We start from the raw sequence: 26,019 nt of genomic DNA, 5'->3' as shown, positions 1-26,019 counted from the left end.
TCGTCGCCGAGATGCATCACCTCGTTGCGGATCTGGTCGGCGGCGTCGCGGATGCGGGCATCCTTCAGGATCTGCTGCATCACCTGGATCGCCAGCATCAGGAGCGACGGCGACACCAGCACGACGCGGGCGCGATAGGCCTTCTGGATCACGTCGTCGAAGCCGTCATGGATCTCGGCATAGACCGATTCCGACGGCACGAACATCAGCGCGGTGTCCTGGGTCTCGCCCGGGATCAGGTACTTCTCCGCGATGTCGCTGACGTGCTTCAGCACGTCGGCGCGCAGCCGCTGGCTGGCGAATTTGCGCTCCTCGTCGCTGCGCGCATCGTGCAGCGCGGTCATGGCCTCGAGCGGGAATTTCGCGTCGATGCAGAGTGGGCGCTGGTCGGGCAGGAACACGACGCAGTCCGGCCGCTTGCCCGACGTCAGCGTGTACTGGAACTCGAACGAGCCCTTCGGCATACCGTCCTGGACGATCGCCTCCATCCGCGCCTGGCCGAACGCGCCGCGCGATTGCTTGTTGGCGAGCACGTCGCGCAGCGTCGTCACCTGGGTGGTGAGCTCGTTGAGGTTCTTGTGGGCGTGATCGATGATGCCGAGCCGCTCGTGCAGCACGCGCAGCGAATCCATCGTGTTGCGGGTCGATTGCTCCATCGACTGGCCGACCCGGTGGGTCACCGAATCGAGTCGCTCGTTGACCGCGCGGGCCATCTCGGCCTGACGGCCGGCCAGCGCCTGCGCCATGGCATCGACCCGCCCGGAGGATTCGCTCTGGGCCCGCAGCATGTCGGCGAGCCGCTCTTCCAGCTCGTCGGCGCGGATGGCCTGGGCCATCGCGAGTTCCGCGCCGCGCCGGCTGGCGCGCGCGATCACCACGGTGATGGCGAACAGCAGGATCAGCGCCAGCGCGCCAAGGCCGATCAATGCGTCGGAGACACGGACCGGAAGGTCGCCAATCGTGAGCAGAATCTCGTTCATGTCGGCCCTTGTAGCCGATTCGCGGCTAAGCGCGAACGAAGAGGGAACGTTTATGGTAAATGCATTCCTGATTTTCCGGGTTAATGCGGGGTGAAGAAACGTGGTTAAGGTTATCCTAACGGGTTCCTGAGCGCATTGACCCCATGAAGTCAGCAGCTTAAATCGCCGCCATGGCATTAAGAGAAATCATCATCCTGCCGGACAAGCAGTTGCGGCTGGTGTCGAAACCGATCGAGAAGGTGACGCCGGAGATCCGCAAGCTGGCCGACGACATGCTCGAGACCATGTATGACGCGCCCGGCATCGGGCTCGCGGCGATCCAGGTCGCGCAGCCGCTGCGGCTGATCACCATGGACCTCGCCAAGCGCGACGAGAACGGCGAGACCACGGCGAAGCCGCGCGTCTTCATCAATCCGGAGATCATTGCGCGTTCGGAAGAGCTGTCGGTTTACGAAGAGGGCTGCCTGTCGATCCCCGAATATTACGAGGAGGTCGAGCGGCCGGCGCGGGTGCGCGTGCGATTCACCGATCTTGACGGCACGGTGCATGAGGAGGATGCGGACGGGCTCTACGCCACCTGCATCCAGCACGAAATCGATCATCTCAACGGCGTGCTGTTCGTGGATTATCTGTCGAAACTGAAGCGCGACCGCGTGTTCAAGAAATTCGAGAAGGCCGCCAAGCGCGCGGCGGAGTAGGCGCGCGCACTCCGCCGTCATGCCCGGGCTTGACCCGGGCGTCCACGTCTTCCTTCTGGGAGACCAAAGACGTGGATGGTTGGGCATAGGCGAGCGAAAGCGACGCCGTCCTTGACGGCTATGCCCGGCCATGACGAAGATTGGATCCTCCCGGAAGAATCTGACCGCATGCCTCTCCGCCTGATCTTCATGGGCACGCCCGATTTCGCGGTGCCGACGCTGCTGGAACTCGTGGCCCATGGCCATGAGGTCGTGGCGGTCTACACCCGCGCGCCGAAGCCGGGCGGGCGGCGCGGCCTGCAATTGCAACCGACGCCGGTCGAGCAGGAGGCGCGCCGCCTCGGCATTCCCGTGCTGACGCCGAAGACCCTCAAGACCTCGGAAGCGCTCGAGGAGTTTCGCGCCCATGACGCGGATGCCGCCGTCGTCGTTGCCTACGGCATGATCCTGCCGCAGGCCATTCTCGACGCGCCCAGGCTCGGCTGCTTCAACCTGCATGCCTCGCTGCTGCCGCGCTGGCGCGGCGCCGCGCCGATCAACCGCGCCATCATGGCGGGCGATGCTGAGAGCGGCGTGATGGTGATGAAGATGGATGTCGGCCTCGACACCGGCGACGTCGCGATGGCCGAGCGGCTGCCGATCACGGACAGCATGACGGCATCCGACCTGCACGACGCGCTGGCGCCGCTCGGTGCCGACCTGATGGTGCGCGCAATGGCCGGGCTCGAGCGCGGCGGCTTGCAGCTGACGAAGCAGAGCGAGGACGGCGTCACCTATGCGGCCAAGATCGAGAAGGCCGAGGCGCGGATCGACTGGACACAGCCGGCGCACGCGGTACTGCGACACATTCACGGGCTCTCGCCGTTTCCCGGCGCCTGGTGCGAGCTCGCGGGCGAAAACGAGCCGGTACGGCTGAAAATCCTGCGCTGCGAGCAGGCGAAAGGCTCGGGCCAGCCGGGCGATGTGCTCGACGACAATTTCGCGATCGCCTGCGGCGACGGCGCGATCCGGATCCTCGACCTGCAGCGCGCCGGCAAGGCGCCGATGAAGGCAGCGGACTTTTTGCGCGGCACGCCGCTGAAGTCGCCTGCGCGGCTCGGCTGATGCCCCGCTACAAGCTCACCATCGAGTATGACGGCACGCCGTTCTCCGGCTGGCAGATCCAGGACACCGCGCCGACCGTGCAGGGCGCGCTGGAGGCGGCAGTCAAGGCGATCTGCGGCGAGGACGTGCGCGTCCATGGCGCAGGGCGTACCGATGCCGGCGTGCATGCGCGCGGCCAGGTCGCGCATTGCGACATCGCCAAGCATTTTCCGCCCGGCCGCTTTCGCGACGGGCTGAACGCGCATCTGCGGCCCAATCCGATCGGCGTGCTCGCGGCTGACATCGTGCCGGACGATTTCGAGGCGCGGTTCTCGGCGACCAGGAGGCATTACCTCTATCGCATCACCAACACGCGCGCGAACCTCGCGCTCGACATCGGCCGGGTCTGGCGCGTGCCGCGCGCGCTCGATGCCGACGCGATGCACGCCGCCGCGCAGCGCCTGCTCGGCAAGCACGATTTCACCACCTTCCGCGACACCGAGTGCCAGGCCAAGTCACCGGAGAAGACGCTCGATCAGCTCGACGTCACCCGTGACGGCGCCGCCGTCAACATCGTGACGTCGGCGCGCTCGTTCCTGCACAGCCAGGTGCGCTCGATGGTGGGCTCGCTGGTCTGGGTCGGCGAGGGCCGCTGGAGCGCCGACGACCTCGCTTCCGCGCTCGCCGCCCGCAACCGCGCCGCTTGCGGCCCCGTGGCGCCGCCGGACGGGCTCTACCTGATGCGGGTGGATTACTAGGCGGTGTGAATGATCGCGTAGGTAGAGCCTACCCGAAATACCACGCTGTATCTGGTGCGGGTGGATGACTGGTAGCCCCAATCCCTACTGTGCATGGGGTTGTTTTCGATGTTTTTGTCCGGCCGGGCGGCTGGCCTACCCGAAATACCGCTCCAGCACGCCTCGATATATCCGCGTCAGCTTCTCCAGATCGGCCACCGGCGTGCGCTCGTCGACCTGGTGCATGGTCTGGCCGACCAGGCCGAACTCGATCACCGGGCAATAGCTCGAGATGAAGCGCGCGTCCGAGGTGCCGCCGGAGGTCGATAGCTCCGGCTTGCGGCCGGTGACCTCCTCGATCGCGGCGACCGCGAGGTCGGTGAACGGCCCGGGCTGGGTGACGAACACGTTGGAGTTCGACGGTTGCCAATCGATATGGGCGCGGATCCGGTTGCCGCAGGCCTTCGCCAGCCGCTCATCGACCAGCTGCCGCAGGCTCTCCTGGGTGTGGTTGTCGTTGTAGCGGATGTTGAATTTCGCCCGCGCCTGGCCGGGGATCACGTTGCTTGCGGTGTTGCCGACATCGACCGTGGTGAATTCGAGGTTGCTGGCCTGGAACTGCGCGCTGCCGTGATCGAGCGGCTCGTCGCTCAGCGCCACGATCAGCCGCGAGATATCCGGCACCGGGTTCGAGGCACGGTGCGGATAGGCGACGTGGCCCTGCACGCCCTCGACAACAAGCGTGCCGGACTGCGAGCCGCGCCGGCCGATCTTGATCATGTCGCCCAGCACCTCGACATTCGAGGGCTCGCCGAGCACGCAATGATCGAATGTCTCGCCGCGCTCGGCGCACCATTTCAACAGCTTGACGGTGCCGTTGATCGAGACATCTTCCTCGTCGCCGGTGATCAGGAAGGAGATCGAGCCCCCACCGTTTTCCTGAGGCTTGCCGCCATGGTCGCTGAGATATTGCAGCACGGCGGCGACGCTGCAGGCGATGCCGCCCTTCATGTCGACGGCGCCGCGGCCATAGAGATAACCGTCCTTCACCTCGCCGGAGAACGCGCCGAGCGTCCACGCCGCTTCATCGCCGGGCGGCACCACGTCGGTGTGGCCGGCGAAGGTGATATGCGGCGCCGAAGAGCCGATGCGCGCATAGAGGTTGTCGACATCGGCGGTGCCGGGCTCGGAGAAGGTCACGCGGTGGACCTCGAAGCCTGCGGCTTTCAGCAGGTTTTCGAGAACGCCAAGCGCGCCGGCGTCGGCCGGGGTGACGGATGGGCAGCGAACGAGATCGCGGGTAATCGAGACGGCATCACTCATGCGCCTCGCTTAACACGTCACACGGCGGGTGGACCAGCTTTGTGCGGCACGATATCGAGCTCGCTCTGCTGATCCCAGCCGCGCGTGGAGCGCGACCCGCTGTCGCGGCCTTGCCGCGCATGGGTTTTCCCGAGCGGATTGGGGCCATAGCGATTGGGGTAGCTGGCGCTGCGCAAAAAGGCGAGCTCGATGAAGCCCCAGACATAGAGCACGAAGACGATCAGGCCCGCGGCCATCACCCAATAGGATTCATCGGGGAGCCGATCCGAGAACTGACTCATGAGACCCGGGATCGCGAAGAACGGGACCATCCACCAGCCGCTCTTGTCGCGGTCGTGCAGGCGCTTGATCGAGACAGCGACATAGACCCAAACGAACAAGAACGTTCCGCAGGCCTTGACCAGCAATGCCGGCAATCCGGCCCAGCTCAGCGATCTGTAGCTGTCGGGGTCGAAGGCCCGGAAGATGTCGTCGACATTGAAGCTGAACCCGTTCTTGCCGCCGAGGCCGGCCGAGACCGCCAGTAAGGCCAGGAACATCATCCAGCAGACGATGATCAGCCCTGCGAGCCAGAATTTGGCCCGGTTGACGCGGCCCTTGAAGCCGAACAGGTAGTTGGCCCAGTCCATGAAAATAAGCTCCGGGCTGCGGCAATTCTTCGCGGCCCGGAGATATGTCGGCGTCGGATCGAAATTGGTTCGATCAGTCCCGCAGCAGCTCGTTGATGCTGGTCTTGGCGCGGGTGCGCTCGTCGACCCGCTTGACGATCACGGCGCAGGCGGTGGCAGGTCCCGGCTGGCCGTTCTTCAGCGGCTTGGCCGGCAGGGTGCCGGGCACCACGACGGCATATTCCGGGACCTCGCCAATGAAGATTTCGCCGGTCTCGCGGTCGACGATCTTGGTCGAGGCGCCGAGGAATACGCCCATCGACAGCACCGCGCCCTTGCGCACGATCACGCCCTCGGCGACCTCCGAGCGCGCGCCGATGAAGCAGTCGTCCTCGACGATCACCGGCTCGGCCTGCAGCGGCTCGAGCACGCCGCCGATGCCGACGCCGCCGGAGATGTGCACGCGCTTGCCGATCTGGGCGCAGGAGCCGACCGTCGACCAGGTGTCGATCATGGTGGCTTCATCGACATAGGCGCCGAGATTGACGAAGGAGGGCATCAGCACGACGTTGCGGGCGATGAAGGCCGAGCGACGCACGATCGCGCCCGGCACGGCGCGGAAGCCGGCGTCGCGGAAACGGTTCTCGCCCCAGCCCTCGAATTTCGACGGCACCTTGTCCCACCACGATGCCTTGCCCGGGCCGCCCGCGATCTGGCCCATGTCGTTGAGGCGGAACGACAGCAGCACGGCCTTCTTCAGCCACTGATTGACCTTCCACTTGCCGCTCGTCTCGCGCTCGGCGACGCGGGCTTCGCCCTTGTCGAGCAGCTCCAGCGCGTGGTCGACCGCCTCGCGGACCTCGCCCTTGGTCGATGTCGAAATGCCTTCGCGGGCGTCGAACGCGGTGTTGACGGTGGTTTCGAGGGCGGACAGCGACATCGGGACAATCCTTGGCGTATCGGGGATTATGACGGGATTTTGCGAGGCTTTTTCGGAATTTGGGGCCGCGGAGTCAAGGCAAACTCCTCCGTCGCCCCGGCGAAAGCCGGGACGACACCTGTTGAGAGGCTACGGCTTCAACCGCTGCAGGAAGCCGGTGAGATCATCCGTGACATGGTCGACATGGGCGGCGTCGCGGCCTTCGAGCTCCCACGTTTCGCGCACCACCTCCTGGCTGCCGTCGGGCACGACCAGCACGGTGGTCATGCCGAGCTCATACGGCACCACCAGATTGCGCGCGAGGTCCTCGAACATCGCAGCCTTCGCCGGATCGACATCGTGGAGCCTGAGAAACTTCTGGTAGGTCTGCGGCGCCGGTTTCGGCTCGAGATCGGCGGCGATGATGTCGAACACGCCGTCGAAATGGTTGCCGATGCCGAGCCGGCCCAGCACCGCATCGACATGGTCGACCGAGCCGTTGGTCAGAATCAGCTTGCGCCCCGGCAGTTTTGCGATCGCGGCTCCCATCGCAGGATTCGGTTGCAGCGGCGAGTGGTCGATCTTGTGCACATAAGCGAGATAGTCGTCGGCCTGCACGCCGTGCTCGGTCATCATGCCGCGCATCGTGGTGCCGTAGCGCAGGTAATAGTCCTTCTGCAGCCGCCGTGCTTCCTCGGAAGAGATCTTCAGCCAGTTGCTGACGAACTCGCCGATCCGCGCATCGACCTGCTGCCACAGATTGACGTGATGTGGGTACAGCGTGTTGTCGAGGTCGAACACCCAGGTCTCGACATGGCCGAAGCTGCGGGAAGTTTTCATTGTGGCTCTCCACCTGTCGGCGTGAACGTCGTTCCGCCCTCCGCCGTCGTCTTGGCGAAAGCCAGGACCCATACCGCAGAATCTATCAATGTGGCACGGTGCTCGTCGTTCTTCGCCAAACGCAGTCTTGTGGTAATGGGTCCCGGCCTGCGCCGGGACGACATCGATGTTTGCGGCGTGAGCATCCTCATCACGGCATCGCAAAGCGCAGCGTCTTGCCGCCGCTGGTCATGTCGATGGTGGTGAAGCCGAGCGCGGCGAGGCCGCGGGTGGCGCAGTCGCCCTGTTCGTTGATCTCGAACTTGCTCTCGCGGGTGCAGAGCTGGACCCCGCCGCCCCAGTTCAGCGGCTTGTCCTTGATGCGGATGGCCCGGTTGTCGTTGTCGACCGCTTCGGCAAACGAATAGATCTGCTTCGGCGTGCCTGATACGTCGGGATGCAGGCACTTGCCGGGGTCGATGCGATACCAGCCGCGGCTGGTCACCACCTTGCCGTCGTCGGTCGCAACCGCGGCCATCACCTTGTGCGGCGTGTCGTTGCACCAGGTCAGCCCTGATGGCGACGGCTTCTGCACGGCATCGATCATGGTGGCGAAGAAATTCGGCGACAGCACGATGTCGCTGGCGAGCCCGCGGCTCTTCAGGAACGCCGACAGCGCACTCTGGGTCTTCGGCCCGTCGACGCCGTCGATCGGCGCGGCATCGTAGCCCGCGATCACCAGCAGGCGCTGGATGCCGGCGAGGCGCGCCTGCTCGTCGTCATATTCGCTGTCTTCGGCGAGATAGGCGACCAGATGGCCGTCGTCGGTCTTCGTCGGCGTGATCTGGGTGAATTGCGCGGGCATCTGGCCGGAGCGGCATTGTCGCGCGGCGGCGATCACGAAATTGTCCTGCGCCACGCAGAGCGTGTCGGTGCCGTTCTGCGGGATCGGCGAAGCGCCATAGACGCCAAGCGCCCGCGCATTGAGCAGCACGCGGTCGGCGGTGAGCGCGCCCTGCACCACGACCCGGCAGGTCGCCGGATCGATACGGAACCAGCCGCGTGTCGCGGTCGCGGCCTTGTCGTCGATGCCGATCGCGGCCTCGATCACATAGCTCATGCGGTTGCAGAGCTTGAGGTCGGCATGCGCCGGCGCCGACGAGAACAGGAACGACATCAGCGCGGCGGGCAGCGACATCGCGAGCCGCGCCGGCAGCGACCGGCGAGGTCGCATCACATTCATGTCGTCATGCCCGGGCTTGTCCCGGGCATCCACGTCTTGCCCACGAGCTTGTTGCGGAAAAGACGTGGATAGCCGGGACAAGCCCGGCCATGACGATGAATGGCTGTGCCCGTTCACTTATGGATCAGCGTGCCGGTGCCCTGGTTGGTGAAGAGCTCGAGCAGCACCGCGTGCTGGGTCTTGCCGTCGATGATCACGACGCCCTGCACGCCCTGTTCGAGCGCGTAGATGCAGGTCTCGACCTTCGGGATCATGCCGCCGGAGATCGTGCCGTCGGCGATCAGCTTGCGGGCTTCCTTGATCGACAGGTCCGGAATCAGCTTCTTGGACTTGTCGAGCACGCCCGGCACGTCGGTCAGCAGCAGCAGGCGCTTGGCCTTCAGCGCGCCGGCGCGATCGCGGGCGAAGGTGTCGGCGTTGATGTTCAGGGTCTGGCCGTCCTGCGAGGTCGCGAGCGGCGCCAGCACCGGGATCAGCTCATAGCCGATCAGCTGATTGAGCAGCGTGAGGTCGACCTTTTCGGGGTCGCCGACGAAGCCGAGATCGATCGCCTTCTCGATGTTGGAATCCGGATCGACCATGGTGCGCGTCGTCTTCGACGCCTTCACCATGTTGCCGTCCTTGCCGGAGAGGCCCACGGCCTTGCCGCCGGCCTCGTTGATGTAGCCGACGATCTGCTTGTTGACCGAGCCGGCCAGCACCATCTCGACGATCTCGATGGTCGCGGCGTCGGTGATGCGCAGGCCAGCGGCGAATTCCGACTGGATGCCGAGGCGCTTCAGCATGGTCGCGATCTGCGGCCCGCCGCCATGCACGACCACCGGATTGATCGCGGTCTGCTCGAGCAGCACGATGTCGCGCGCGAACGCCTTGGCGGTGTCCTCGGCGCCCATGGCATGGCCGCCATATTTAATGACGATGGTTTCCTCGTCATATTCCTGCATGTGCGGCAGCGCCTCGGACAGGATGCGGGCCTGATCGAGCGGGCTGATGTGCTGGTCGGTCATGGGGCTGGTCTCGTCGTCAGCGAAGGGGTGGCGCGGTTCTATCTGATTGCCGGGCAGGGCGCAAAGCGGGAGAGGTATTCGCTCGTATCTGTAGCCCGGATGGAGCCAACGGGTCGCGCGAACGCGCGCCCGATGACAGGCTCCGCGCAATCCGGGTTTGCAGCCGCAGCACGATACCCGGATTTCGCTTGCGCTCCATCCGGGCTACGGGTCACCGCCGTGGCCACACCGCAGCGACCGCCAGTACCAGCCAGCTCAGGATCAAGAGCGTTCCGCCGGTCGGTGCGGCCATCGGAAACAATCCATGGCCGGCATACTGGCGCAGCACGAGGTCGCCCGCGAACAATGACGCCGCGATGACGAAGCCGGCCGCCGCCACGACTGCGAGCTTCGCATGAATGATCGCGCGATCCGCGACCGCGATGGTCGCGACTACGGCGGGTGCATGGAACAGCAGCATCGAGGATGCCGCCGCCAGCCGCGTGGCGTCAGGCAGATGGGCCGCGGCCGCCGCCAGCATTACGCCGCAGGCGCCCATGACGGCGGCAAGGCCGATCAGGAGGCGGGATGCGCCGCTCATCGGCGCCGTTCCTCGATCAAGCGCACCATGGCGGCACGCAGCTCCGGCATGCCGCCGCCGGTGCGCGACGAGGTCACCAGCACCTCGGGGAAGGCGGCGGGATGCTTTGCGAGCATTGCCGACGTGTCGGCGATGACGGTCTTGAGTTCGCCGGCCTTCACCTGGTCGGCCTTGGTCAGCACGACCTGGTAGCTGACCGCGGACTTGTCCAGCGTTTTCAGCACGTCGAGATCGACGTCCTTGATGCCGTGGCGCGCGTCGATCAGCACGTAGACCCGCGCCAGTGTCGCGCGCCCCAGCAGGAATTTGTGGATCAGCGCCGTCCATGACGCCACCTTGGTCTTGGGCGCCGAGGCGTAGCCGTAGCCGGGCATGTCGACCAGACGGAAGCCCGCCTTCTCCGGTCCCTCGAAGAAGATCAGCTCCTGGGTGCGGCCGGGCGTGTGCGAGGTGCGTGCTAGGTTGCTGCGGCTGGTCAGCGCGTTGATCAGGCTCGACTTGCCGACATTGGAGCGGCCGGCAAACGCGACCTCGAGGCCGGCCATCGGCGGCAGCGTCTCGATCGAGGGCGAGGCCCAAATGAAGCGCCAGTCGCCGGCGAACAGTTTTCGGCCTTGCTCAATCAGCGCCGCATCGGGTTCGGTGCTCATGCGAAGGATTCCATCTCGTCGCGGCCAGGCAAAGGCCCAAGGCGGGTCCTTGGCGTAGGACGACCCGGCCATCCAGGTCAACGTCCAGAGCCTCGGTTCTGGGCGCCCTCCAATATGTCGATGCCCGGCACAGGGCCGGGCATGACGTGGTTGACGAAGCGCCGTTGCTGGAGGCTACGTCGCCTTCTTGGTCTCAGTCGTCACGTTTTTTTTTTGAAACGTCGCCTTCAGATTGTCGAACAGCTCTACCTTCACGCCGTTGCGCCGCATGATGTAGCTCTGCTGCAGCACCGACAGCAGGTTGTTCCAGGCCCAGTAGATCACGAGACCCGCCGGGAAGCCGGCCAGCATGAAGGTGAAGATCAGCGGCATCCAGTCGAAGATCATCTTCTGGGTCGGATCCGGCGGCGCCGGATTGAGCTTCATCTGGACCCACATCGTGATGCCCATGATGATCGGCCAGATGCCCATCACCAGATAGGAGCCGAAATGCGGTCCGAGCAGCGCGATCGGATCGAACGGAATGAGGCCGAACAGCGTGAACAGGTTGGTCGGATCGGGCGCCGAGAGGTCCTTGATCCAGCCGAAGAACGGCGCGTGCCGCATTTCGATGGTGATGAACAGCACCTTGTAGAGCGAGAAGAACACCGGGATCTGCAAGGCGACGGGAAGACAGCCCGCGATCGGGTTGATCTTCTCCTTCTTGTAGATCTCCATCATCTCCTGCTGCTGCTTCACGCGGTCGTCAGGATAGCGTTCCTTCAGCGCCTGCAGCTGCGGCTGCACCGACTTCATCTTCGCCATCGAGGCGTAGGATTTGTTGGCGAGCGGGAAGAACAGGAGCTTCACGATCACGGTCACCAAGAGGATCGCGATGCCGAAATTGCCGACCAGGCGATAGAACCAGTCGAGCGCCAGGAACATCGGCTTGGTGATGAAGTAGAAGTGGCCCCAGTCGATCAGGAGATCGAAATGGTTGAGGCCGAGCTGCTTGTTGTAGCCGCCGAAGCCGACCAGCGGGAAGTTGAGGCCGACCGTGGCGGCTTCCTTCGCGCCGGCAAACAGCCGCGCGTTGGCGACGCCGGTGCCGCCGATCGGAATGGTCTGCGCGCCGAGCATGTAGTCGGTCTGGTAGCGCTTGTCGCCGGTCGTGAAGCGGGCGCTTTCAAGCGTTGCGGTGGTTTCGGGCAGCAACGCCGCAGCCCAGTATTTGTCCGTGATGCCGAGCCAGCCGTCGGTGACCTTCGTGAACACGATGCCGCGCGAATTTCCGCCGGTCGAGGTCTTGGCCTCGTCGATGTTCTTGTAGCTGAATTCCTGCAGGCCGTGTTCGCCGAGATAGCCGATCGGGCCTTCGTGCAGAATCGCGTAGCCGGAGACCGGCGGCTTGCCGCCGCGCGAGATCAGACCGAACGGATACAGCGTCACCGGCGCGCTGCCGAGATTGTTGACCTCGTCCTTGACGGAGAACAGGTAGCGATCGTCGATCGAGATGGTGCGGCGGAAGGTCAGGCCCTGGCCGTTCTCGTATTTCAGAATCACCGGGGTGCTCGGCGACAGGCTGTTCGATCCCTCCTGCTGCCAGACGGTTTCGGCGTTCGGCGTCTTTACCGATGAGCCGTTGGCGGTCAGCCACAGGAACTCGGCATAATAAGGCTCGGCCGTGCCCGACGGCGAAAGCAGCACGACGGCCGGCGATTTGGGATCGACCGTCTCGCGGAACTGGACCAGCGAGAGGTCGTCGATCCGGGCGCCCTTCAGCGCGATGCTGCCGGTGACGCGCGGGGTCTCGATCTTGATGCGCGGGCCGGAGGCAAGCACCGTCTCGCGGCTCGCGACCGGAGCGTCAGCAGCAGGCGCGCCGGGGGCCGGAGAGGGGGTCGCCGAGGTTCCCGGAGCGGTGCCGGGAGCAGCACCCGGAGTCGCCTGCGGCGCCGGCTTCTGCAACTCCGCCTGGCGCTGCGCCTCGCGCTGCTTCTCCATCTGCGGCACATTGTAGAAGTATTGCCAGGCGATCAGGACGAGGCCGGACAGAATGACGGCAAGGATCGTATTGCGGTTGTCGGACATCTCTTAGGGTCTCGTCATTCCATTCGGATTGGGCGCGCTCTTGTTACCCGCCTTGTTAGTACCCGTCTTGTTAGTGCCCGTCTTGGGCGCAGGCCGGTCGAGGCGGCGCAGCGCCGACCGCAGGTCGTCAAGCATGGTCGCAAAGTCGCGGGTCAGCGCGTCACGACGGCCCACTAGCACATAATCATGGTGCGGCCGCATGAATACGGCGTCGACCTGTCTCATCACTTCGCGAAGCCGGCGGCGGATGCGGTTGCGCTCGGTCGCGGTGCCGTTCTTCTTGGTGACGGTATAGCCGACGCGGATCGGGCCCTGATCGTCGCGGCGGCGGCCCTGCAGCACAAAAGCTGTGGTATTCGCCCGTGCGCCATTGGCAACGGCGAGGAAATCCGCCCGCTGCCTCAGCCGATCCATAATGGGTATCTCCGGAGAGGAGACGTCCGGGCTCAGGCGCTCAGGCGCTTGCGGCCACGCGCGCGGCGCGCAGCGAGGACCTTGCGGCCGCCGGCCGTGGCGAGACGGGCGCGGAAGCCGTGACGGCGCTTGCGCACCAGTTTGCTGGGTTGATAAGTCCGCTTCACGGGTAATTCTCCGCTGACCGGGCAATTTGCCGTTGTATTGAGATGGAGTCCGATGATGCTGGCGGGCCCAAACGAGCCGTTGACGGCCCCAAAGAGCCGCCCCCGGGTCAAGAACCGGGCCATCGCGGACAGTTGGCGCGGCTTATAAGGGAGCGCCCTGTTTTCGTCAATGTCACAGGCCGTCGCAAAAAGGCTTCTTCGAAACGTCGTAATTGGGGCGAATATATCAGATTTCGCGGGGTATTTGACGGTATGGAGACGCTTTGGGGCGTTCGGGGAACCGCCTACATTAGCGATCCGTAATTTGACCGGCTTGGGGGCCGGGCCCCATCTTCCGACCCCTAAGCCAAACAAGGCCTTATCTTGTGGCTCTAACTGACGATCAGGCGACCGCGCAGAAGCAGCGGCCCAAGCCGTCCCCCCGGCTCGGGCTGTCGGGCAAGCTGTTGCTGCTGACGATTCCCCTGGTGATGATCGCCGGGCTCCTGATCTACGTCCCGGCCATCGCCAACTTCCGGATGAACCGGCTCAATGACCGCCTGGCCGCCGCCAATACCGCGGCGCTGGTGCTCGATGCCGCCCCGTCCGGCCTGGTGCCGGATTCGCTGGCGCGGCAGATCCTGACCAGCATCGGCGCCCGTGCTGTCGCCATCAAATTGGGACAGCAGCGCCGGCTGCTCGCCAGCGCCGACCTTCCGGCGGCGATCGACCATGACGTCGACATGCGGACCATGACGGTGTGGTCGGCGATCGTCGATGCCTTCGAGATCATGCTGGAGCACGGCGACCAGACCATCCGCGTGGTCGGACCCGCGCCGGGCCAGGCGCAATTCATCGAGGTCGTGATCGACGAGAAGCCGCTGCGGCAGGCGATGTACCGCTTCTCGCGCAACGTTTTGGTCGTTGCATTGCTGATCGCCGGCCTGACCGCCGGCCTGGTCTATCTGGCGCTGCATTATTTGTTCGTGCGCCCGATGCGGCGGCTGACCGCGAGCCTGGTCGGCTTCCACGAGAATCCGGAGAGTTCGGCGCGGATCATCGTGCCGAGCCAGCGCGGCGACGAGATCGGCGTTGCCGAGCGCGAGCTGTCGGACATGCAGCGCGACCTCGTCTCGATGCTGCATCAGAAGAGCCGGCTTGCCGCGCTCGGGCTCGCCGTCTCCAAGATCAACCATGATCTGCGCAATCTGCTGGCGTCCTCGCAACTGCTGTCGGACCAGCTCGCCAGCGTGCCCGACCCGCGGGTGCAGCGCTTTGCGCCGAAATTGTTGCGCTCGCTGGAGCGCGCCATCGCCTTCTGCCAGTCGACGCTCTCCTATGGCCGCGCGCAGGAGGCGGCGCCTGATCGCCGCGTGATCATGGTGGAGCCCGCGGTTGCCGAGGTGCGGGAGTCGGCGGGGCTTGCGACCGATGTCTCGATCACCTGGATCAGCGCGATCGAGCGCGGCCTGACCATCGACGCCGACCCGGACCAGCTGTTCCGCGTGCTGCTCAATCTGGTGCGCAACGCGGCGCAGGCGCTGGAGAGCCGGCCCGCAGGCGACGGCGGCGCGCAGCAGATCCGCATCACCGGCCGCCGCGAGGGGACGGTCGCGATCATCGAGGTCTCCGACACCGGTCCGGGCGTCCCGACCAAGGCGCGCGAGCATCTGTTCGAGGCGTTCCAGACCTCCGGCCGCCCCGGCGGCAGCGGGCTCGGCCTTGCGATCGCCGCCGAACTGATCCGGGCTCACGGCGGCCACATCCATCTGGTCGAGGGCACCATTGGCGCCACCTTCCGGATTTCGATCCCGGATCGCCCGGTGGAACTGCTGTCGATTCGCAGCGAGCGGGCGAGGGCCTGAGGCCGTTCCGGTATTCCGGGGCGGCTAAAGCCGCGGCCGAAATTGGCGTTTCCAGACCTTGCCAACCGGACCCGGAGCCTGTAGCTAGAGCGCTCTTTCGCGACGTTCCGGGGCTCCCGGGACCATGCGGGCTCAAGCCCACCCGCGAAAATGCGCCCGTAGCTCAGCTGGATAGAGCATCAGACTACGAATCTGAGGGTCGGACGTTCGAATCGTTCCGGGCGCGCCATTCACGCAAGTTCCCATTGGTTCGGGCAGCTGATGCGTGCTCGTCTTCAGTAGAATATTCCCAGGCACTTCTGGATCGATTGCCTTCCACTGCACTCACACAGTCCGTGGTCGCAGTTGGAGGGCGCCGTGTCATTGGCGTCCCTCCTCAGTCCTCAAGAGCCCGGCAAACCGACGCGGCCAATCCTGAGCGCCTTCGCGATAGCGGACGCTCCCATGCCTTCAGCTTTGAGCGCCTTCACTTTGGTGGTGTCGATGGACGCTGTGCGTCCCTGGTAGACCTCGCGTGCCTTGGCCTCCGCTACACTCTCAAGCTGCCGCTCGCTGCGGAGGTTGGTCTCGAACTCGGTGAACACACCGAGCATGTCCAGGAAGCACTTGCCTGCTGCTGTGCTGGTGTCGATGGGCTGCTCTGTATAGCCCCTCAGGGATGCACCACGCGCCTTCACGGTGCGCACGATGTCCTGCAGGCCGGCGCGGGGGTCGCTTCAGCTGGCTGTCGCCGCACCGGATCGGAGACCGGCCGGGAAAAATGCGCCCGCGCGGGTCAGAATCGGGCCGAAGGCGAGGGGCGCCCCGTAAAAACCCTGCTTGCCCCCGCCGGAGCGTTGAGAAAAAATAAGCTTTTTTAGCTTATAGGCACGGAAATGTTTTTATTCTTATTGTTCGTCCTTTTGAACCGGCGAGTCATCCCTCATGCAGAGTGACATCGCAAACGCCGTATTTTATGCGGCCGTGTTTCTGGGCATCGTCTACACCAGTCGCATCCTGGAAAAAAGATGGCCGATTGCGGACGTTCCCTACGCCGAGTTTCGTGATGATTGGCTCGCGGTGATCGTGAGCCTCGGGCTGTCGTCCATGCTCGCTCCGATCGCGGCGATCAGCGCGGGCAAGATTGCGAGCTATACCGGTCTCGGTTGGATCAAGCTGCCGACCGACGGTTACTGGTGGTACGTCTCACTCGCAATCATCGTGGTTGCATTCGATCTCTACAAGTACACATACCATCGCCTTCAACATGCGATCCCCTTTCTATGGGCGATGCACTCCTTCCATCACAGCGCGAACGGCGTGACGTTCATTACCGGCGGCCGGCATTTCTGGCTGGAGAGGGTGTTGTCCGACGCCTTTCTTCCGATCATGGCGATCCTGTTCCGCATCCCGCCGGACATGGTGATAGCGGTGGGATTTATCTTCTTCATGCCCGATGCGTGTGCCCATCTCAACGTCCGCATTCCGCTCGGTCGGTATGTGACATGGATCAACAATCCGCAATGGCACCGGATCCATCATTCGGTCCTTCCCGAGCACAGGGACAAAAACTTCGCAGCCTGCTTTCCGTTTCTCGACATTCTGTTCGGCACGGCCTGGATACCGAAGCCGGACGAATATCCTGCAACGGGCCTCGTGCCTGCCGAGCGCGTGGACATCATCAATAGTGTGATCTGGCCAATCCGGCATCTTCGGCATTACTGGCATCGGGAGTCTCGGAATGAATTGGGTTAAGGGTCTTTTGGTGCTCCTCGCGCTGCTGCTGGGTTACGCCGACCTTGAGTCGACGAATGTGATCCTGAGTCTCGGATTGGGTGAGTTGAACCCGTTCATGCATCTGGCGCAGACATGGTTCGGTGTATGGTGGCTGGTGCCCAAGCTTGGCTTGACGTTCGTGGTCACGTGGCTGCTTTGGCGGAGCAACAACGTTTACAACATCGCTCTCGTCGTCGCGTTCTGCTCGACGCCTGTCCTGAACAATCTCGTCATCATCGCGGGCATGAACTGAATCAATCCCCTCGCCGGTTGCCGCAACCGGCGAGGTGCTTGTGCTGCCCGGCGCATTCTTCCCGCAAGCACGATGAAATGAATGTCGCGGCGCGGACCATGCATCGCGACGCCGGCTTTTCCGGTACGCAAACTTTCGTCGTGTCTCGCGGAACCTGCCCGCTCCGTCCGGCGACAAACACCCCGGAATGATAGATGATCGCCTCCAGCGGTCAGGAGGATCAGTGATGTCGGACAGGTTTGTCGTCACCTGCATAGTCTGCTGTGCCCTGATCCTGGGGGCTCCGGGCGCGACCGTGCACGCGCAGACGCCGTCGAACTGCAAGGAGCCGCACACCGGCACCAGCCGCGTCCCGATGCTGTCGCCGCCGCTGGCCAATGTGGTGACGGGCACGGGTCGGCTGCAATTCTACTCGGCGCCGAATCTGCATTGTCCGATCCGCGGCGTGTTCGTCATTCCAAATGATGCACTGATCGCGTATGCGCAAACCAGGGATGGCTGGTCGTCGGTGATGTACCTCAATCCGGGGACGGGCAACGACGTCTCGGGTTGGGTGAGGTCGGCGAGGCTGAAGGTGACCGGAACCGTCGGACCGAAGTAGCACGCGACTAGGATCGCGGCAGGCGGCTTCCCGCACCTGCCTGGGCGATGCCCGATGATCATGTCCGGGCGCGCTCTGCTGCGGTATGGCGCGGCGAGCCCGCCGTGACGCAAGCCCGTTGCGGCATCAATGAATCGCCGCGTACATGATCTTCTCCTCGGTGGCCTCGAGCGCGGAGAATTCCTCCACCACCTTGCCCTGGCGCGAGACCAGGATGCGGTCGGACAGCGCCATGATCTCGGGCAGATAGGACGAGATCACCACCACCGCCTTGCCCTCGTCGGCGAGCTGGTTGATCAGCTCGTGGATCTCGACGATGGCGCCGACGTCGACGCCGCGGGTCGGTTCGTCGAAGATGATCAGCTCGGGCTCCTGCACCAGCGATTTGGCGATCACCACCTTCTGCTGGTTTCCGCCTGACAGCTCGACCACCTTGGCCTCGTCGCCGATGGCGCGAACCTTCAAACGCTGGGTCCAGGTCTTGCCGACCGAATTGGTCTCGCGCCGCGACAGCATCATGCGCCCCCCGGGAAACTTCGAAAGCAGGCCGAGATAGATGTTGCGGGCGATCGAGGCGGTTTCGAAGAAGCCTTCGACCTTGCGATCCTCGGTCACATAGGCGATGCCGGCCTTGACCGCCGGGGCCGGAACCCGGTAGCGCACCGGCTTGTCGTGCAGCAGGATCTCGCCGCCGTGGAAGAAGTCGCGCTTCAACACGCCGGATACGATCTTGAAGGTCTCGGTGCGGCCGGCGCCGACCAGGCCGAACACGCCGGTGATCTGCCCTGCAAATACCGACAGCGAATTGTTCTTCACCATCGGCGCCATTTTGAGGTTCTGCACCGTGAGCACGCGCGCACCGGCCGGCCGGACGCTGGTCTTCCGCGCGCCATACAGCGTGTTGGAGAGGTCGCGTCCGACCATCGCCTGTACGATCGCCGCGCGGTCGAATTTCGCCGCGTCGTCGGTGATGACATGCTTGCCGTCGCGCAACACGGTGATGCGGTCGGCGAGCAGCAGCGCCTCTTCCAGCGCGTGCGAGATGAAGACGATCGAGACGCCGCGCTTCTTGAGGTCACGGACCAGGTCGAAGAAGTATTTCTTCTCTTCCGGCGTCAGCGACGCGGTCGGCTCGTCGAAGATGATGACCTTGGCCTTGTGCAGAACCGCACGCGCGATCTCCACCATCTGCTTCTTGGCCGCGCCGAGCCCGCTCACGGTCGCGGTCGGCGTCACGTCGAAATTCAGCGATTGCAGGAATTGCTGGGCGGCGATGTAGATGCCGCGCAGCCGGTTGTAGAATTTCTCCTGCCCGAGGAACAGGTTTTGCGCGACCGTCATGGTCGGCACCAGGCTGTTCTCCTGGAACACCATGGCGATGCCGAGATTGCGCGCCTCGAGCGGCGTGCGCGGTGCGACCTCCGCGCCATCGACGCTCATGCCGCCCGAGGTCAAGGTCACGACGCCGGCCATCACCTTGGTCAGCGTCGACTTGCCGGCGCCATTCTCGCCGACCAGCGCGTGAATCTCGCCGCGGCGCAGATCGAAGTCGACGCCCTCGATGGCGGGGACGCCCGCGTAAAGCTTGGTGGCCTTGCGCAGGGAAAGCACGGTGTCGCTCATGAGCCTGTCTCCTCGGCGAGCCCGGCGAGGGGCAGTTTCAGCACGCGGCCCGGTCCCTTGGCGATCAGCACAAGATCACCGCCGAGCTCGAGCGCCGCGACGACACCGTGATTGACGCCGTCGACCCGGCTGTGCAGCGAATACAGCGGCTTGCCGGCCTCGCTCAGCCGAACGACGAGGCCATAGGAGCGCGGCGGGGCCCACGGCTTGATCACGCCCATCGTCTTGATGTGCGCGCCCTGCATTGGCTCCTTGAACGAGAATCCCGAGCGCAGCCGCGGCGCCACCCAATAGGCCGGGTCGATCTCGGCCATCATGCGGCGCCGGTAGGCCGGCTCGCGCAGCACGAACTCGATCAGCTGGGTGCGTGCGGTGAATGCGGTGAGCCAATAGCCGCCGCCCGCGGCCTTCGACAGCCGCGACGGATAGACGGGGAGGTGACCGAGCACGACCTGCGGCGGCCGTCCATTGGAGACGAGGACGAGGCGATGCCGCCAGCTCTCGCTGACCAGCACGCCGTCGCCGCGCGCGCAGGCGCCGAAGGCGTAGCCGAGCTTTGACGCCAGCGGCTGCACCGACCCGGTCCCGGGGTCGAGCCGGAACACGCGGCCGTTCCGGTTGAGCTCCATCAGGTCGCGCGCCCAATCATCGATGCCGCAGGTCGCGGAGCCGTCGGTTGCGATCAGGGTGCCATCGCCGGCCTGCGTCAGCGCGTTGATCGCGTTGAAGACGGCGTCGCTGAACGTCACGCTCGGCTCGCCCGACGAGGGATCGGCGTAGAGCCGCACCTCGCGGCCGCCGAGCGCGACCGCGATGCCGCCGCCGGCGAGCGCGCAGAGCGCCGAGATTGGCTGCTCGAAGCTGCGCAGCTCGGCCGCTGCGCCGCCGTCGAGGCGCAGCAGACGCCGGCCGTCGGCGACATAGAGGTTGCGGCCGTCGGTTGCGAGATCCTCGGGCGCCTCGCATTCCAGCAGGGTGGTCGCAGATTCCAGTTTCTGGTTCGGCTTGAGTGCGCCGTCGAACGACGGCACGGTGATGGTGGCCTCACCACGGCCGAGAAAGCGGTTGGCGAAATCCCTGACGGCCGCGATCACGACAGCTTCCCCCAGCGCTTGTCATACTGCACGAAGTTCGGGTCGGCGTTCTCCAGCTTGTAGCGGCCGATCCGGTTGTTCATGATGCCGCCGAGATAGAGATAGCCGCGATGCTCGCGCATCGAGGTGATCATCGGATGGTTCTCGCCGCGCAGGTCCCAGAACGATTCGAGGATCTTGCCCTGCTCGTTGAACTTGACCACGCAACCGGTGTTGATGTTCGGGAACAGCCATTCGTCGACCGGGACGCGCTTGGCCATGCGGCGGCGGAAGCCCGGCATCTTCCAGGCAAGGTCGAGCGAGGGACTGCGCATGCCGACCAGCGCCAGCCAGTAATTGCCGTCGGAGGCGAGATTGATGTTGTCGGGATAGCCCGGCAGATTGTCCATCACCACCTCGACCTGGCCCTTCTTCGGCCCCGCGAACCACAGCCGCTTGATCGAGCAGCCGAAGGTCTCGGCGAACAGGATCGACACCCCGTCGCTGGCGACACAGATGCCGTTGGGAAATTTGAGGCCGCGCAGCGCCGTATGCGTCGCTCCGGTCTTGGTGTCGTAGCAGATGATGCGACCGTTGCCGCGCGCCTCGAGGCCGTCGATCGGCCATTCATCCATCTCGTAGCGCACGGTGGCTTCCGAGAAGAAGATCAGGCCGTCGTCGGTGATGTCGAGGTCGTCGGCCAGCCGCAGGCGGCTGTCATCGTTCACCGAATGCATGCTGCGGTTGGTCTCGTCGGTCGCCTTCTCCACGGTGCCGTCGGGCGTGATGCGGTAGAGACCCATGCCGCCGATGCAGACATAGAGATTGTCCTGACGGTCGAACGCCATGCCGAGCGGCTGACCGCCGATATGGGCGAACACCTCCATCCGCTGATAATCGGGCGCATGGAAGCGGATGATGTCGCCATGGCGCGAGCCGGCGTAGAGATTGTTGTTGCGATCGAGGATCACGTCCTCGGGCGCCTCGATGCGGCCGAGGCCGATCAATTCGACGTCGCGCAGCTTGTCGTTCTGCTCGAACGGGCCGCCCTGGCCGATCTCGGTGGCCGGCGGCGGCGGCAGCGCGTGATAGGTCGGCGCGACATAGACCTTGCTGATGATGCGGGTGCGGTTCTTCTGCCAGCGGATGTCGACCATCGCCGCGACCAGCAGGATGCCCGCCAGTGCCATGCGGTTGATGCCGCCCCTTGCATTGAGCGTGGTGAGGCCATTGGTGATCAAAAGCACGATCAGCACGCCGACCAGCGATTTGGCGACCGAGCCCTTGCCGCCGCCGAGCGTGATGCCGCCGAGCACGGTCGCGGTCAGCACGATCACCTCGAGGCCGACGCCGATGTCGCCCCCGACGGTGCCGAGCCGGGCCGCGAAGAACAGCGCGGCGATGCTGGTCAGAACGCCGCTTGCGACATAGCAGAGCGCGATGGTGCGGCGGACCGGAATGCCTGAATTGTAGGCCGAACGGCGCGAGCCGCCGATCGCGGTGATGTGCCAGCCCGGGCGCAGCCGCGTCATGAAGATATGGCCGAAGATCGCGATCGCGATGTAGACGATTGCGACGCTCGGAATGCCGAACACGTCGCCGCCGCCGATGAAATTCCAGGACGGGATGTCGGGGAAGGCCGCGGCGATCGAATTGGAGTAGCGCTGGATCAACAGATCGAACGCCGAGCGGTAGATGATCAGGGTGATCAGCGTGGTGATGAAGGCGCGCAGCCTTAAGTAGCCGATCAGCACGCCGTTGACGGCGCCGAGCAGTGCGCCGCAGATGAGGGTGGCGACCACCACCGCGGGAACCGGCCAGTTCAGCACGTCGAGCAGATAGAGCGCGCAGAAATCCGTCAGCGCGAAGATCGAGCCGACCGACAGATCGATGCCGCCGACGATGACGACCAGCGCCATGCCGAGGCCGATGAAGCCGATCTCGCCGGCCTGCCGCGCGGTGTCGGCAAGGCTCGACGGCGACAGGAAGTGATCGATGGAACGGCTGAGCGCGAAGCCGACGATCAAAAGCAGGATCACCGGTATTGCGGTCTCGGTCCAACGCTTGGACAGGATCTCGCCGAGGAGATGATCCGGCCAGTAGCGGTAACGCAGGCTCGTCAGGGTGTCGCGCATCGGCATTCCAGCAAGGCGTTCGATTTGGGGAGATCGACGTCCCGGGCGAGGCCGCCCGGGACGTCGAGCGGGAATGGCCGGACTATTTCTTCAGGTCACTCAGATTCCAGCACGCGGTCTGGCTGTCCGCGTTCTCCTTGGTGATCGGAATCAGCGTCGTGTATTCCGAACCCTTGACCGAGCCGGCCTTGGCGCCCGACGACAGCAGCCATTTGATCGTGCCGGCCATCTGCGCGGCCTGGGTCGGCACGTCGTAGCTCATGTTGAGATCGAACGCGCCGGACTTCACCAGCTCGCAGGCGCCCTTGCGCTCGCCGCCGCCGGAGGTCGCGACGAACACCTTGCCGGTCAGGCCGGCTTCCTTCACCGCAGCGGCGGTGCCGATGTCCATGCCGTCCCAGAAGCCGACGATGCCGCAGAGATCAGGATTCTGCTTCAGCACGGTCTGGGTGATCGCCTTGGCCTTCGCGGCATCCCAGTCGGCCGCCTGGCTCGAGACCACCTTGATCTCCGGATGCTTGGCGAGCACGTTCTCGACGCCCTTGAGCGTGTAGGCGCTGGCGGCCGCCGAGAGCGCGCCCTGCACGATGGCGATCTTGTTCGACTTGCCCTGGCAGGCCTTCACAACCGCCTCGGTATCCCGCTCGCCGATCTCAATCCAGTTGGCGCCGACAAAGGCCGACGAGCGATACGCCGACCCCATGTTGATCTGGATCACGTAGATGCCTTCGTTCTCGGCGCGCTGCAGCAACTTGGCGTAGGTCTGCACGTCCGGATTGTGGATCACCATCACGGCCGGCTTCTCCGAGATCAGCGAGGTCACCGCCTGCGCGCCGGCATTGGTGTTCCAGTTGGGGTCGCGGATCTCGAACTTCACGCCGAAGGGCTCGAGCTCCTTCTTCATGCCGGCGTACCAGCCTTCGGTGAGGTCGAAATTCATAGCGACCGGAACGTAGGCCACCGTCTTGCCGGCGAGAGCTTCCCTGAACGGCTTCTGGAACGGCTCGTCCAGGCCCTGCTGGGCCAGAGCCGGGGCGGCGACGGCTGCAAGCCCGAGCGCTGCGGCGATCACCTTTGCAGTCCTGACAGCGTATTTCATTGCTTCCTCCTTGGTCGTGATTGAAATGTTCTTGTGGCTTGGTTCAGATGTCGCCCTGCTGTGCCGTTTCTTCGTTGCGCGGATTCAGGAATGAATCCGTGATGACGGCGAGAAGCAGGACGACACCCTTGACGAGATTCTGTCCGGCGTAGGAAATGTCCATGATGGTCATGCCGTTCAGCATGGTGCCGATCAGCAGCGTGCCGATGATGACGTTGAGCACGCCGCCGCGGCCGCCCGACAGGCCGATGCCGCCGAGCACGACGACGAGGATGACGTCGTAGATCAGGGTCGAATTGAAGATGCGGGTCGGCATCGAGTTGACCGATGCCGCCATCACCAGGCCCGCGAAGCAGCCGATCAGCGCCGCGACGACGTATTGCAGCACGATGATCGGGCGGGAGGGGATGCCGGTGACGCGGGCGGCGTAGGGGTTATCGCCGATCGCGTAGATATAGGCGCCCCAGCGCGTCTGGCGCAGCAGGAACGCGACCACGACGCAGGCGATCGCGAACATCACGATCGAGGTCGGAATGCCGAGGATGGTGCCTTGTCCGAGCCGCTCGAAGCCCTTCATGCCGTCGCTCCACTGCACGACGTCGAGCTGAAACAGCGCGGCCTGCCCGAGGCCGGCGAGCAGCAGGCCGGTCGCCAGCGTCGCAAACAGCGAAGGGACCTCGGCGTAGGCGATCAGCCAGCCATTGACCAGGCCGAACGCGATCGTGAGCAGCACCGCCGTCACCAGCGCGGCCGGCAGCGAGTGGCCGTTCTGCACCATCTGCAGCACGAGCCCCGGCGGCACCGCGAGGGCTGCGATCAGCGAGATGTCGATGCCGCGCCCGATCACGACGATCGCCATCGCAAGGCCGAGGATGCCGAGCACCGCGACGTTCTGCAGCAGCGTCAGCATGTTCTCCGGCGTCAGGAAGCCGCGCAGGAAAATCGAGAACGCCAGGAACAGCACGGCAAAGACGGCGAAGACGATCTCCTGTTGATTGAACCGCAATCGCTTCATTGCCTCGTCCTTCCTTGCGTCTATAGGTGCGCCGTCTGCCGGGATCTCGTGCGGGAGCCGGTCGCGACGCGGCCGGGCCGCGTCCTGGCTGCGACCGCGGCGTCCGCAAACGTGTTGACGGCGTTGATGTAGGTCTCGATCGAGGTGCCGCGTCTGCGGTATTTCCATCGCTTGACGTACCAGTCCTGCAGCAGCGGCTTGATCAGCGAGGCCGTCAGCGTGACCTGGTCGATCGCGAAGACGCCGCTGGCGACGCCCTGCTTGAGGACGCCGGCGATGATCTTCTCGGTCATCACCTCCATCTCGATGGCGCGCTGGCGCTCCGCCGGCGGAAACGACTTCGCTTCCATGAAGCAGAACACGAACCAGGGCTGCATCGCCTCGCTCATCCGGACATGGGTCGCGATGATCCAGTGCAGATGCTTGCGCGCATCCTGCTTCACGTCCGCGGGCGGCGAGTTGAGGACCTCCGCCACCGTCTCGGCGACCTCGCCGAGGATCATCGACAGCAGCGTCGGCTTGCTATCGAAATACGTATAAAGGCCGCCCATGCTGAGGCCCGAGGCCTCCGCAAGCTGGCGCAGCGTGGTGGCGTGAAAGCCGTGCTTGTTGGAAAGCGTGAGCGTGGCGCCGATGATGCGCGTGAGATTCGGAACGGCGAGATGGGTTTTCTGGACCCGGATGGAATCCCGATGACGTTCGAGGATGCGTGCGCAAAGCACGTCCATCGCGAACGCATTCGCCGTCCCCGGTCGCTGACGCGCGAGACCCACGTTGCCTCCCTGGCTATGCTCCCGGACCATTTCATTTTGTTGCTGGTCCGGGCTGGGCTTTACGCCCTTGCGTAATTCCTAGCCCACGAAACGGCGCCCGGAAAAGGGGGATAATGAAATTTTCTGAGAGAGCGCTCGCTCGTTTTTTGGTCCGTGGCCGTGTTGCCGAGCCTGGGCGCGGCGGCGTTCCGGCCATCGTCGGGAACTTTTCGCGCTGAAAGCACGGCACAAATTCCCGGTGCTCTGGTCGACCAGCACGCCAGGTTAGACGGCCGTCACATTTCCGATCACGGGCGTGTGGGAAACCGGAGAGAGCAACGGTTTGCTGATTCGATGCGAAAGTCCGACGTGACGTGCCCCCATTGCCAGGCCGGCTATCGCCGGATCGAATTGACGTCGAAGGGTGGCGTCGCGGGTGAGTTTCGATGCCTGGTGTGCGACAACATCATCGAGCTGATGGACGGCTCGACCGATGTCGCCTTTCGGCTGACCGTGCAGCCGGGCAAGACGTCCTACGCCTACTAGGTGGTGTTGACACTTATCGCATCCA

General features: G+C 64.6%; 27 protein-coding genes and 1 tRNA gene. 9 read left to right on the top strand and 19 right to left on the bottom strand.

Features of this window, described 5'->3' with window-relative positions:
* Nucleotides 1-980 (bottom strand): DNA recombination protein RmuC (locus AKL29_RS17855; protein ID WP_244482127.1); only part of this gene is annotated, 980 nt, incomplete at its 3' end.
* 170 nt (nt 981-1,150) lie between these two features.
* On the opposite strand from AKL29_RS17855, the gene def reads away from it, so the two are divergent.
* The 3 genes from def to truA all read left to right on the top strand — a co-directional run bounded on the left by def (nt 1,151) and on the right by truA (nt 3,519).
* Complete coding sequence (gene def / locus AKL29_RS17850; RefSeq protein WP_028335937.1) at nt 1,151-1,678, top strand: peptide deformylase; 528 nt, start codon at nt 1,151-1,153, stop codon at nt 1,676-1,678.
* A 168-nt stretch (nt 1,679-1,846) separates the two neighbouring features.
* Nucleotides 1,847-2,782: a methionyl-tRNA formyltransferase gene (gene fmt, locus AKL29_RS17845; RefSeq protein ID WP_028335936.1), complete on the top strand. Its 936-nt coding sequence runs from the start codon at nt 1,847-1,849 to the stop codon at nt 2,780-2,782.
* Complete coding sequence (gene truA, locus AKL29_RS17840) at nt 2,782-3,519, top strand: tRNA pseudouridine(38-40) synthase TruA (RefSeq protein WP_028335935.1); 738 nt, start codon at nt 2,782-2,784, stop codon at nt 3,517-3,519. The genes fmt and truA overlap by 1 nt, the downstream gene beginning before the upstream one ends.
* A gap of 135 nt (nt 3,520-3,654) precedes the next feature.
* Here truA and dapE read toward each other — a convergent pair whose 3' ends face one another.
* The 11 genes from dapE to rpmH all read right to left on the bottom strand — a co-directional run bounded on the left by dapE (nt 3,655) and on the right by rpmH (nt 13,298).
* Nucleotides 3,655-4,821 (bottom strand): succinyl-diaminopimelate desuccinylase, encoded by a 1,167-nt coding sequence (gene dapE / locus AKL29_RS17835; protein ID WP_050385039.1) that lies wholly within the window; start codon nt 4,819-4,821, stop codon nt 3,655-3,657.
* Between the two features lie 17 nt (nt 4,822-4,838).
* The gene (locus tag AKL29_RS17830) at nt 4,839-5,450 is read right to left on the bottom strand and encodes a DUF805 domain-containing protein (protein ID WP_050385038.1); all 612 of its coding nucleotides are present in this window, start codon (nt 5,448-5,450) and stop codon (nt 4,839-4,841) included.
* Between the two features lie 73 nt (nt 5,451-5,523).
* Nucleotides 5,524-6,369 (bottom strand): 2,3,4,5-tetrahydropyridine-2,6-dicarboxylate N-succinyltransferase, encoded by an 846-nt coding sequence (gene dapD / locus AKL29_RS17825; protein ID WP_050385037.1) that lies wholly within the window; start codon nt 6,367-6,369, stop codon nt 5,524-5,526.
* A gap of 129 nt (nt 6,370-6,498) precedes the next feature.
* Entirely contained in the window at nt 6,499-7,188 is a 690-nt protein-coding gene (locus AKL29_RS17820; RefSeq protein WP_050385036.1) for a pyrimidine 5'-nucleotidase, read from the bottom strand.
* A 190-nt stretch (nt 7,189-7,378) separates the two neighbouring features.
* Nucleotides 7,379-8,365, bottom strand: coding sequence for a DUF1036 domain-containing protein (locus AKL29_RS17815; RefSeq protein WP_050385088.1), 987 nt, complete (start codon nt 8,363-8,365; stop codon nt 7,379-7,381).
* A gap of 158 nt (nt 8,366-8,523) precedes the next feature.
* On the bottom strand, nt 8,524-9,417 hold the full coding sequence (gene argB, locus AKL29_RS17810; RefSeq protein WP_050385035.1) for an acetylglutamate kinase: 894 nt from the start codon (nt 9,415-9,417) through the stop codon (nt 8,524-8,526).
* Nucleotides 9,418-9,628: 211 nt separating this feature from the next.
* The gene (locus AKL29_RS17805) at nt 9,629-9,997 is read right to left on the bottom strand and encodes a DUF423 domain-containing protein (protein ID WP_050385034.1); all 369 of its coding nucleotides are present in this window, start codon (nt 9,995-9,997) and stop codon (nt 9,629-9,631) included.
* On the bottom strand, nt 9,994-10,647 hold the full coding sequence (gene yihA, locus AKL29_RS17800) for a ribosome biogenesis GTP-binding protein YihA/YsxC (protein ID WP_050385033.1): 654 nt from the start codon (nt 10,645-10,647) through the stop codon (nt 9,994-9,996). The genes AKL29_RS17805 and yihA overlap by 4 nt, the downstream gene beginning before the upstream one ends.
* A 174-nt stretch (nt 10,648-10,821) precedes the next feature.
* Nucleotides 10,822-12,717 carry a membrane protein insertase YidC gene (gene yidC / locus AKL29_RS17795; protein WP_050385032.1) on the bottom strand — a complete coding sequence of 632 codons (1,896 nt, stop codon included), beginning with the start codon at nt 12,715-12,717 and terminating at the stop codon, nt 10,822-10,824.
* 3 nt (nt 12,718-12,720) lie between these two features.
* Nucleotides 12,721-13,131: a ribonuclease P protein component gene (gene rnpA / locus AKL29_RS17790; RefSeq protein ID WP_028335926.1), complete on the bottom strand. Its 411-nt coding sequence runs from the start codon at nt 13,129-13,131 to the stop codon at nt 12,721-12,723.
* Nucleotides 13,132-13,163: 32 nt separating this feature from the next.
* Nucleotides 13,164-13,298, bottom strand: a complete 135-nt coding sequence (gene rpmH / locus AKL29_RS17785; RefSeq protein ID WP_008542748.1) for a 50S ribosomal protein L34 — start codon at nt 13,296-13,298, stop codon at nt 13,164-13,166.
* 365 nt (nt 13,299-13,663) lie between these two features.
* Between rpmH and AKL29_RS17780 the strand changes: the two genes are divergently transcribed.
* Nucleotides 13,664-15,142, top strand: coding sequence for a sensor histidine kinase (locus AKL29_RS17780; protein WP_028335925.1), 1,479 nt, complete (start codon nt 13,664-13,666; stop codon nt 15,140-15,142).
* Nucleotides 15,143-15,294: 152 nt separating this feature from the next.
* A tRNA-Arg gene (locus tag AKL29_RS17775) sits at nt 15,295-15,371 on the top strand.
* Nucleotides 15,372-15,525: 154 nt separating this feature from the next.
* On the opposite strand, the gene AKL29_RS17770 is transcribed toward AKL29_RS17775, so the two are convergent.
* Nucleotides 15,526-15,828, bottom strand: a complete 303-nt coding sequence (locus tag AKL29_RS17770) for a recombinase family protein (protein ID WP_410712136.1) — start codon at nt 15,826-15,828, stop codon at nt 15,526-15,528.
* Between the two features lie 238 nt (nt 15,829-16,066).
* Between AKL29_RS17770 and AKL29_RS17765 the strand changes: the two genes are divergently transcribed.
* The 3 genes from AKL29_RS17765 to AKL29_RS17755 all read left to right on the top strand — a co-directional run bounded on the left by AKL29_RS17765 (nt 16,067) and on the right by AKL29_RS17755 (nt 17,751).
* The gene (locus tag AKL29_RS17765) at nt 16,067-16,876 is read left to right on the top strand and encodes a sterol desaturase family protein (protein WP_028335924.1); all 810 of its coding nucleotides are present in this window, start codon (nt 16,067-16,069) and stop codon (nt 16,874-16,876) included.
* Nucleotides 16,863-17,150, top strand: a complete 288-nt coding sequence (locus AKL29_RS17760) for a DUF5658 family protein (protein ID WP_244482125.1) — start codon at nt 16,863-16,865, stop codon at nt 17,148-17,150. Before AKL29_RS17765 ends, AKL29_RS17760 begins: the two co-directional genes overlap by 14 nt.
* 226 nt (nt 17,151-17,376) lie before the next feature.
* Nucleotides 17,377-17,751, top strand: coding sequence for a hypothetical protein (locus tag AKL29_RS17755; RefSeq protein WP_050385030.1), 375 nt, complete (start codon nt 17,377-17,379; stop codon nt 17,749-17,751).
* Between the two features lie 126 nt (nt 17,752-17,877).
* Here AKL29_RS17755 and AKL29_RS17750 read toward each other — a convergent pair whose 3' ends face one another.
* From AKL29_RS17750 to AKL29_RS17725, 6 genes are all read right to left on the bottom strand, one after another.
* The gene (locus AKL29_RS17750; RefSeq protein ID WP_028335922.1) at nt 17,878-19,374 is read right to left on the bottom strand and encodes a sugar ABC transporter ATP-binding protein; all 1,497 of its coding nucleotides are present in this window, start codon (nt 19,372-19,374) and stop codon (nt 17,878-17,880) included.
* Complete coding sequence (locus tag AKL29_RS17745; RefSeq protein WP_050385029.1) at nt 19,371-20,468, bottom strand: SMP-30/gluconolactonase/LRE family protein; 1,098 nt, start codon at nt 20,466-20,468, stop codon at nt 19,371-19,373. Before AKL29_RS17745 ends, AKL29_RS17750 begins: the two co-directional genes overlap by 4 nt.
* Nucleotides 20,465-22,588: an ABC transporter permease gene (locus AKL29_RS17740; RefSeq protein WP_050385028.1), complete on the bottom strand. Its 2,124-nt coding sequence runs from the start codon at nt 22,586-22,588 to the stop codon at nt 20,465-20,467. Before AKL29_RS17740 ends, AKL29_RS17745 begins: the two co-directional genes overlap by 4 nt.
* A gap of 76 nt (nt 22,589-22,664) precedes the next feature.
* Nucleotides 22,665-23,681, bottom strand: a complete 1,017-nt coding sequence (locus tag AKL29_RS17735) for a sugar ABC transporter substrate-binding protein (RefSeq protein WP_050385027.1) — start codon at nt 23,679-23,681, stop codon at nt 22,665-22,667.
* A gap of 43 nt (nt 23,682-23,724) precedes the next feature.
* The gene (locus AKL29_RS17730) at nt 23,725-24,696 is read right to left on the bottom strand and encodes an ABC transporter permease (protein WP_050385026.1); all 972 of its coding nucleotides are present in this window, start codon (nt 24,694-24,696) and stop codon (nt 23,725-23,727) included.
* Nucleotides 24,697-24,716: 20 nt separating this feature from the next.
* The gene (locus AKL29_RS17725) at nt 24,717-25,424 is read right to left on the bottom strand and encodes a TetR/AcrR family transcriptional regulator (protein ID WP_028335917.1); all 708 of its coding nucleotides are present in this window, start codon (nt 25,422-25,424) and stop codon (nt 24,717-24,719) included.
* A 393-nt stretch (nt 25,425-25,817) separates the two neighbouring features.
* Between AKL29_RS17725 and AKL29_RS17720 the strand changes: the two genes are divergently transcribed.
* A complete protein-coding gene (locus tag AKL29_RS17720; RefSeq protein ID WP_311538750.1) occupies nt 25,818-25,994 on the top strand; it encodes a hypothetical protein in 177 nt (58 codons plus the stop codon).
* The last annotated feature ends 25 nt before the right edge of the window (nt 25,995-26,019 follow it).

This window comes from Bradyrhizobium pachyrhizi (assembly GCF_001189245.1).
Taxonomy (GTDB): domain Bacteria; phylum Pseudomonadota; class Alphaproteobacteria; order Rhizobiales; family Xanthobacteraceae; genus Bradyrhizobium; species Bradyrhizobium pachyrhizi.
The sequence above is the reverse complement of the archived record's forward strand: the minus strand, read 5'-3'. Positions and strand labels throughout refer to the sequence as shown.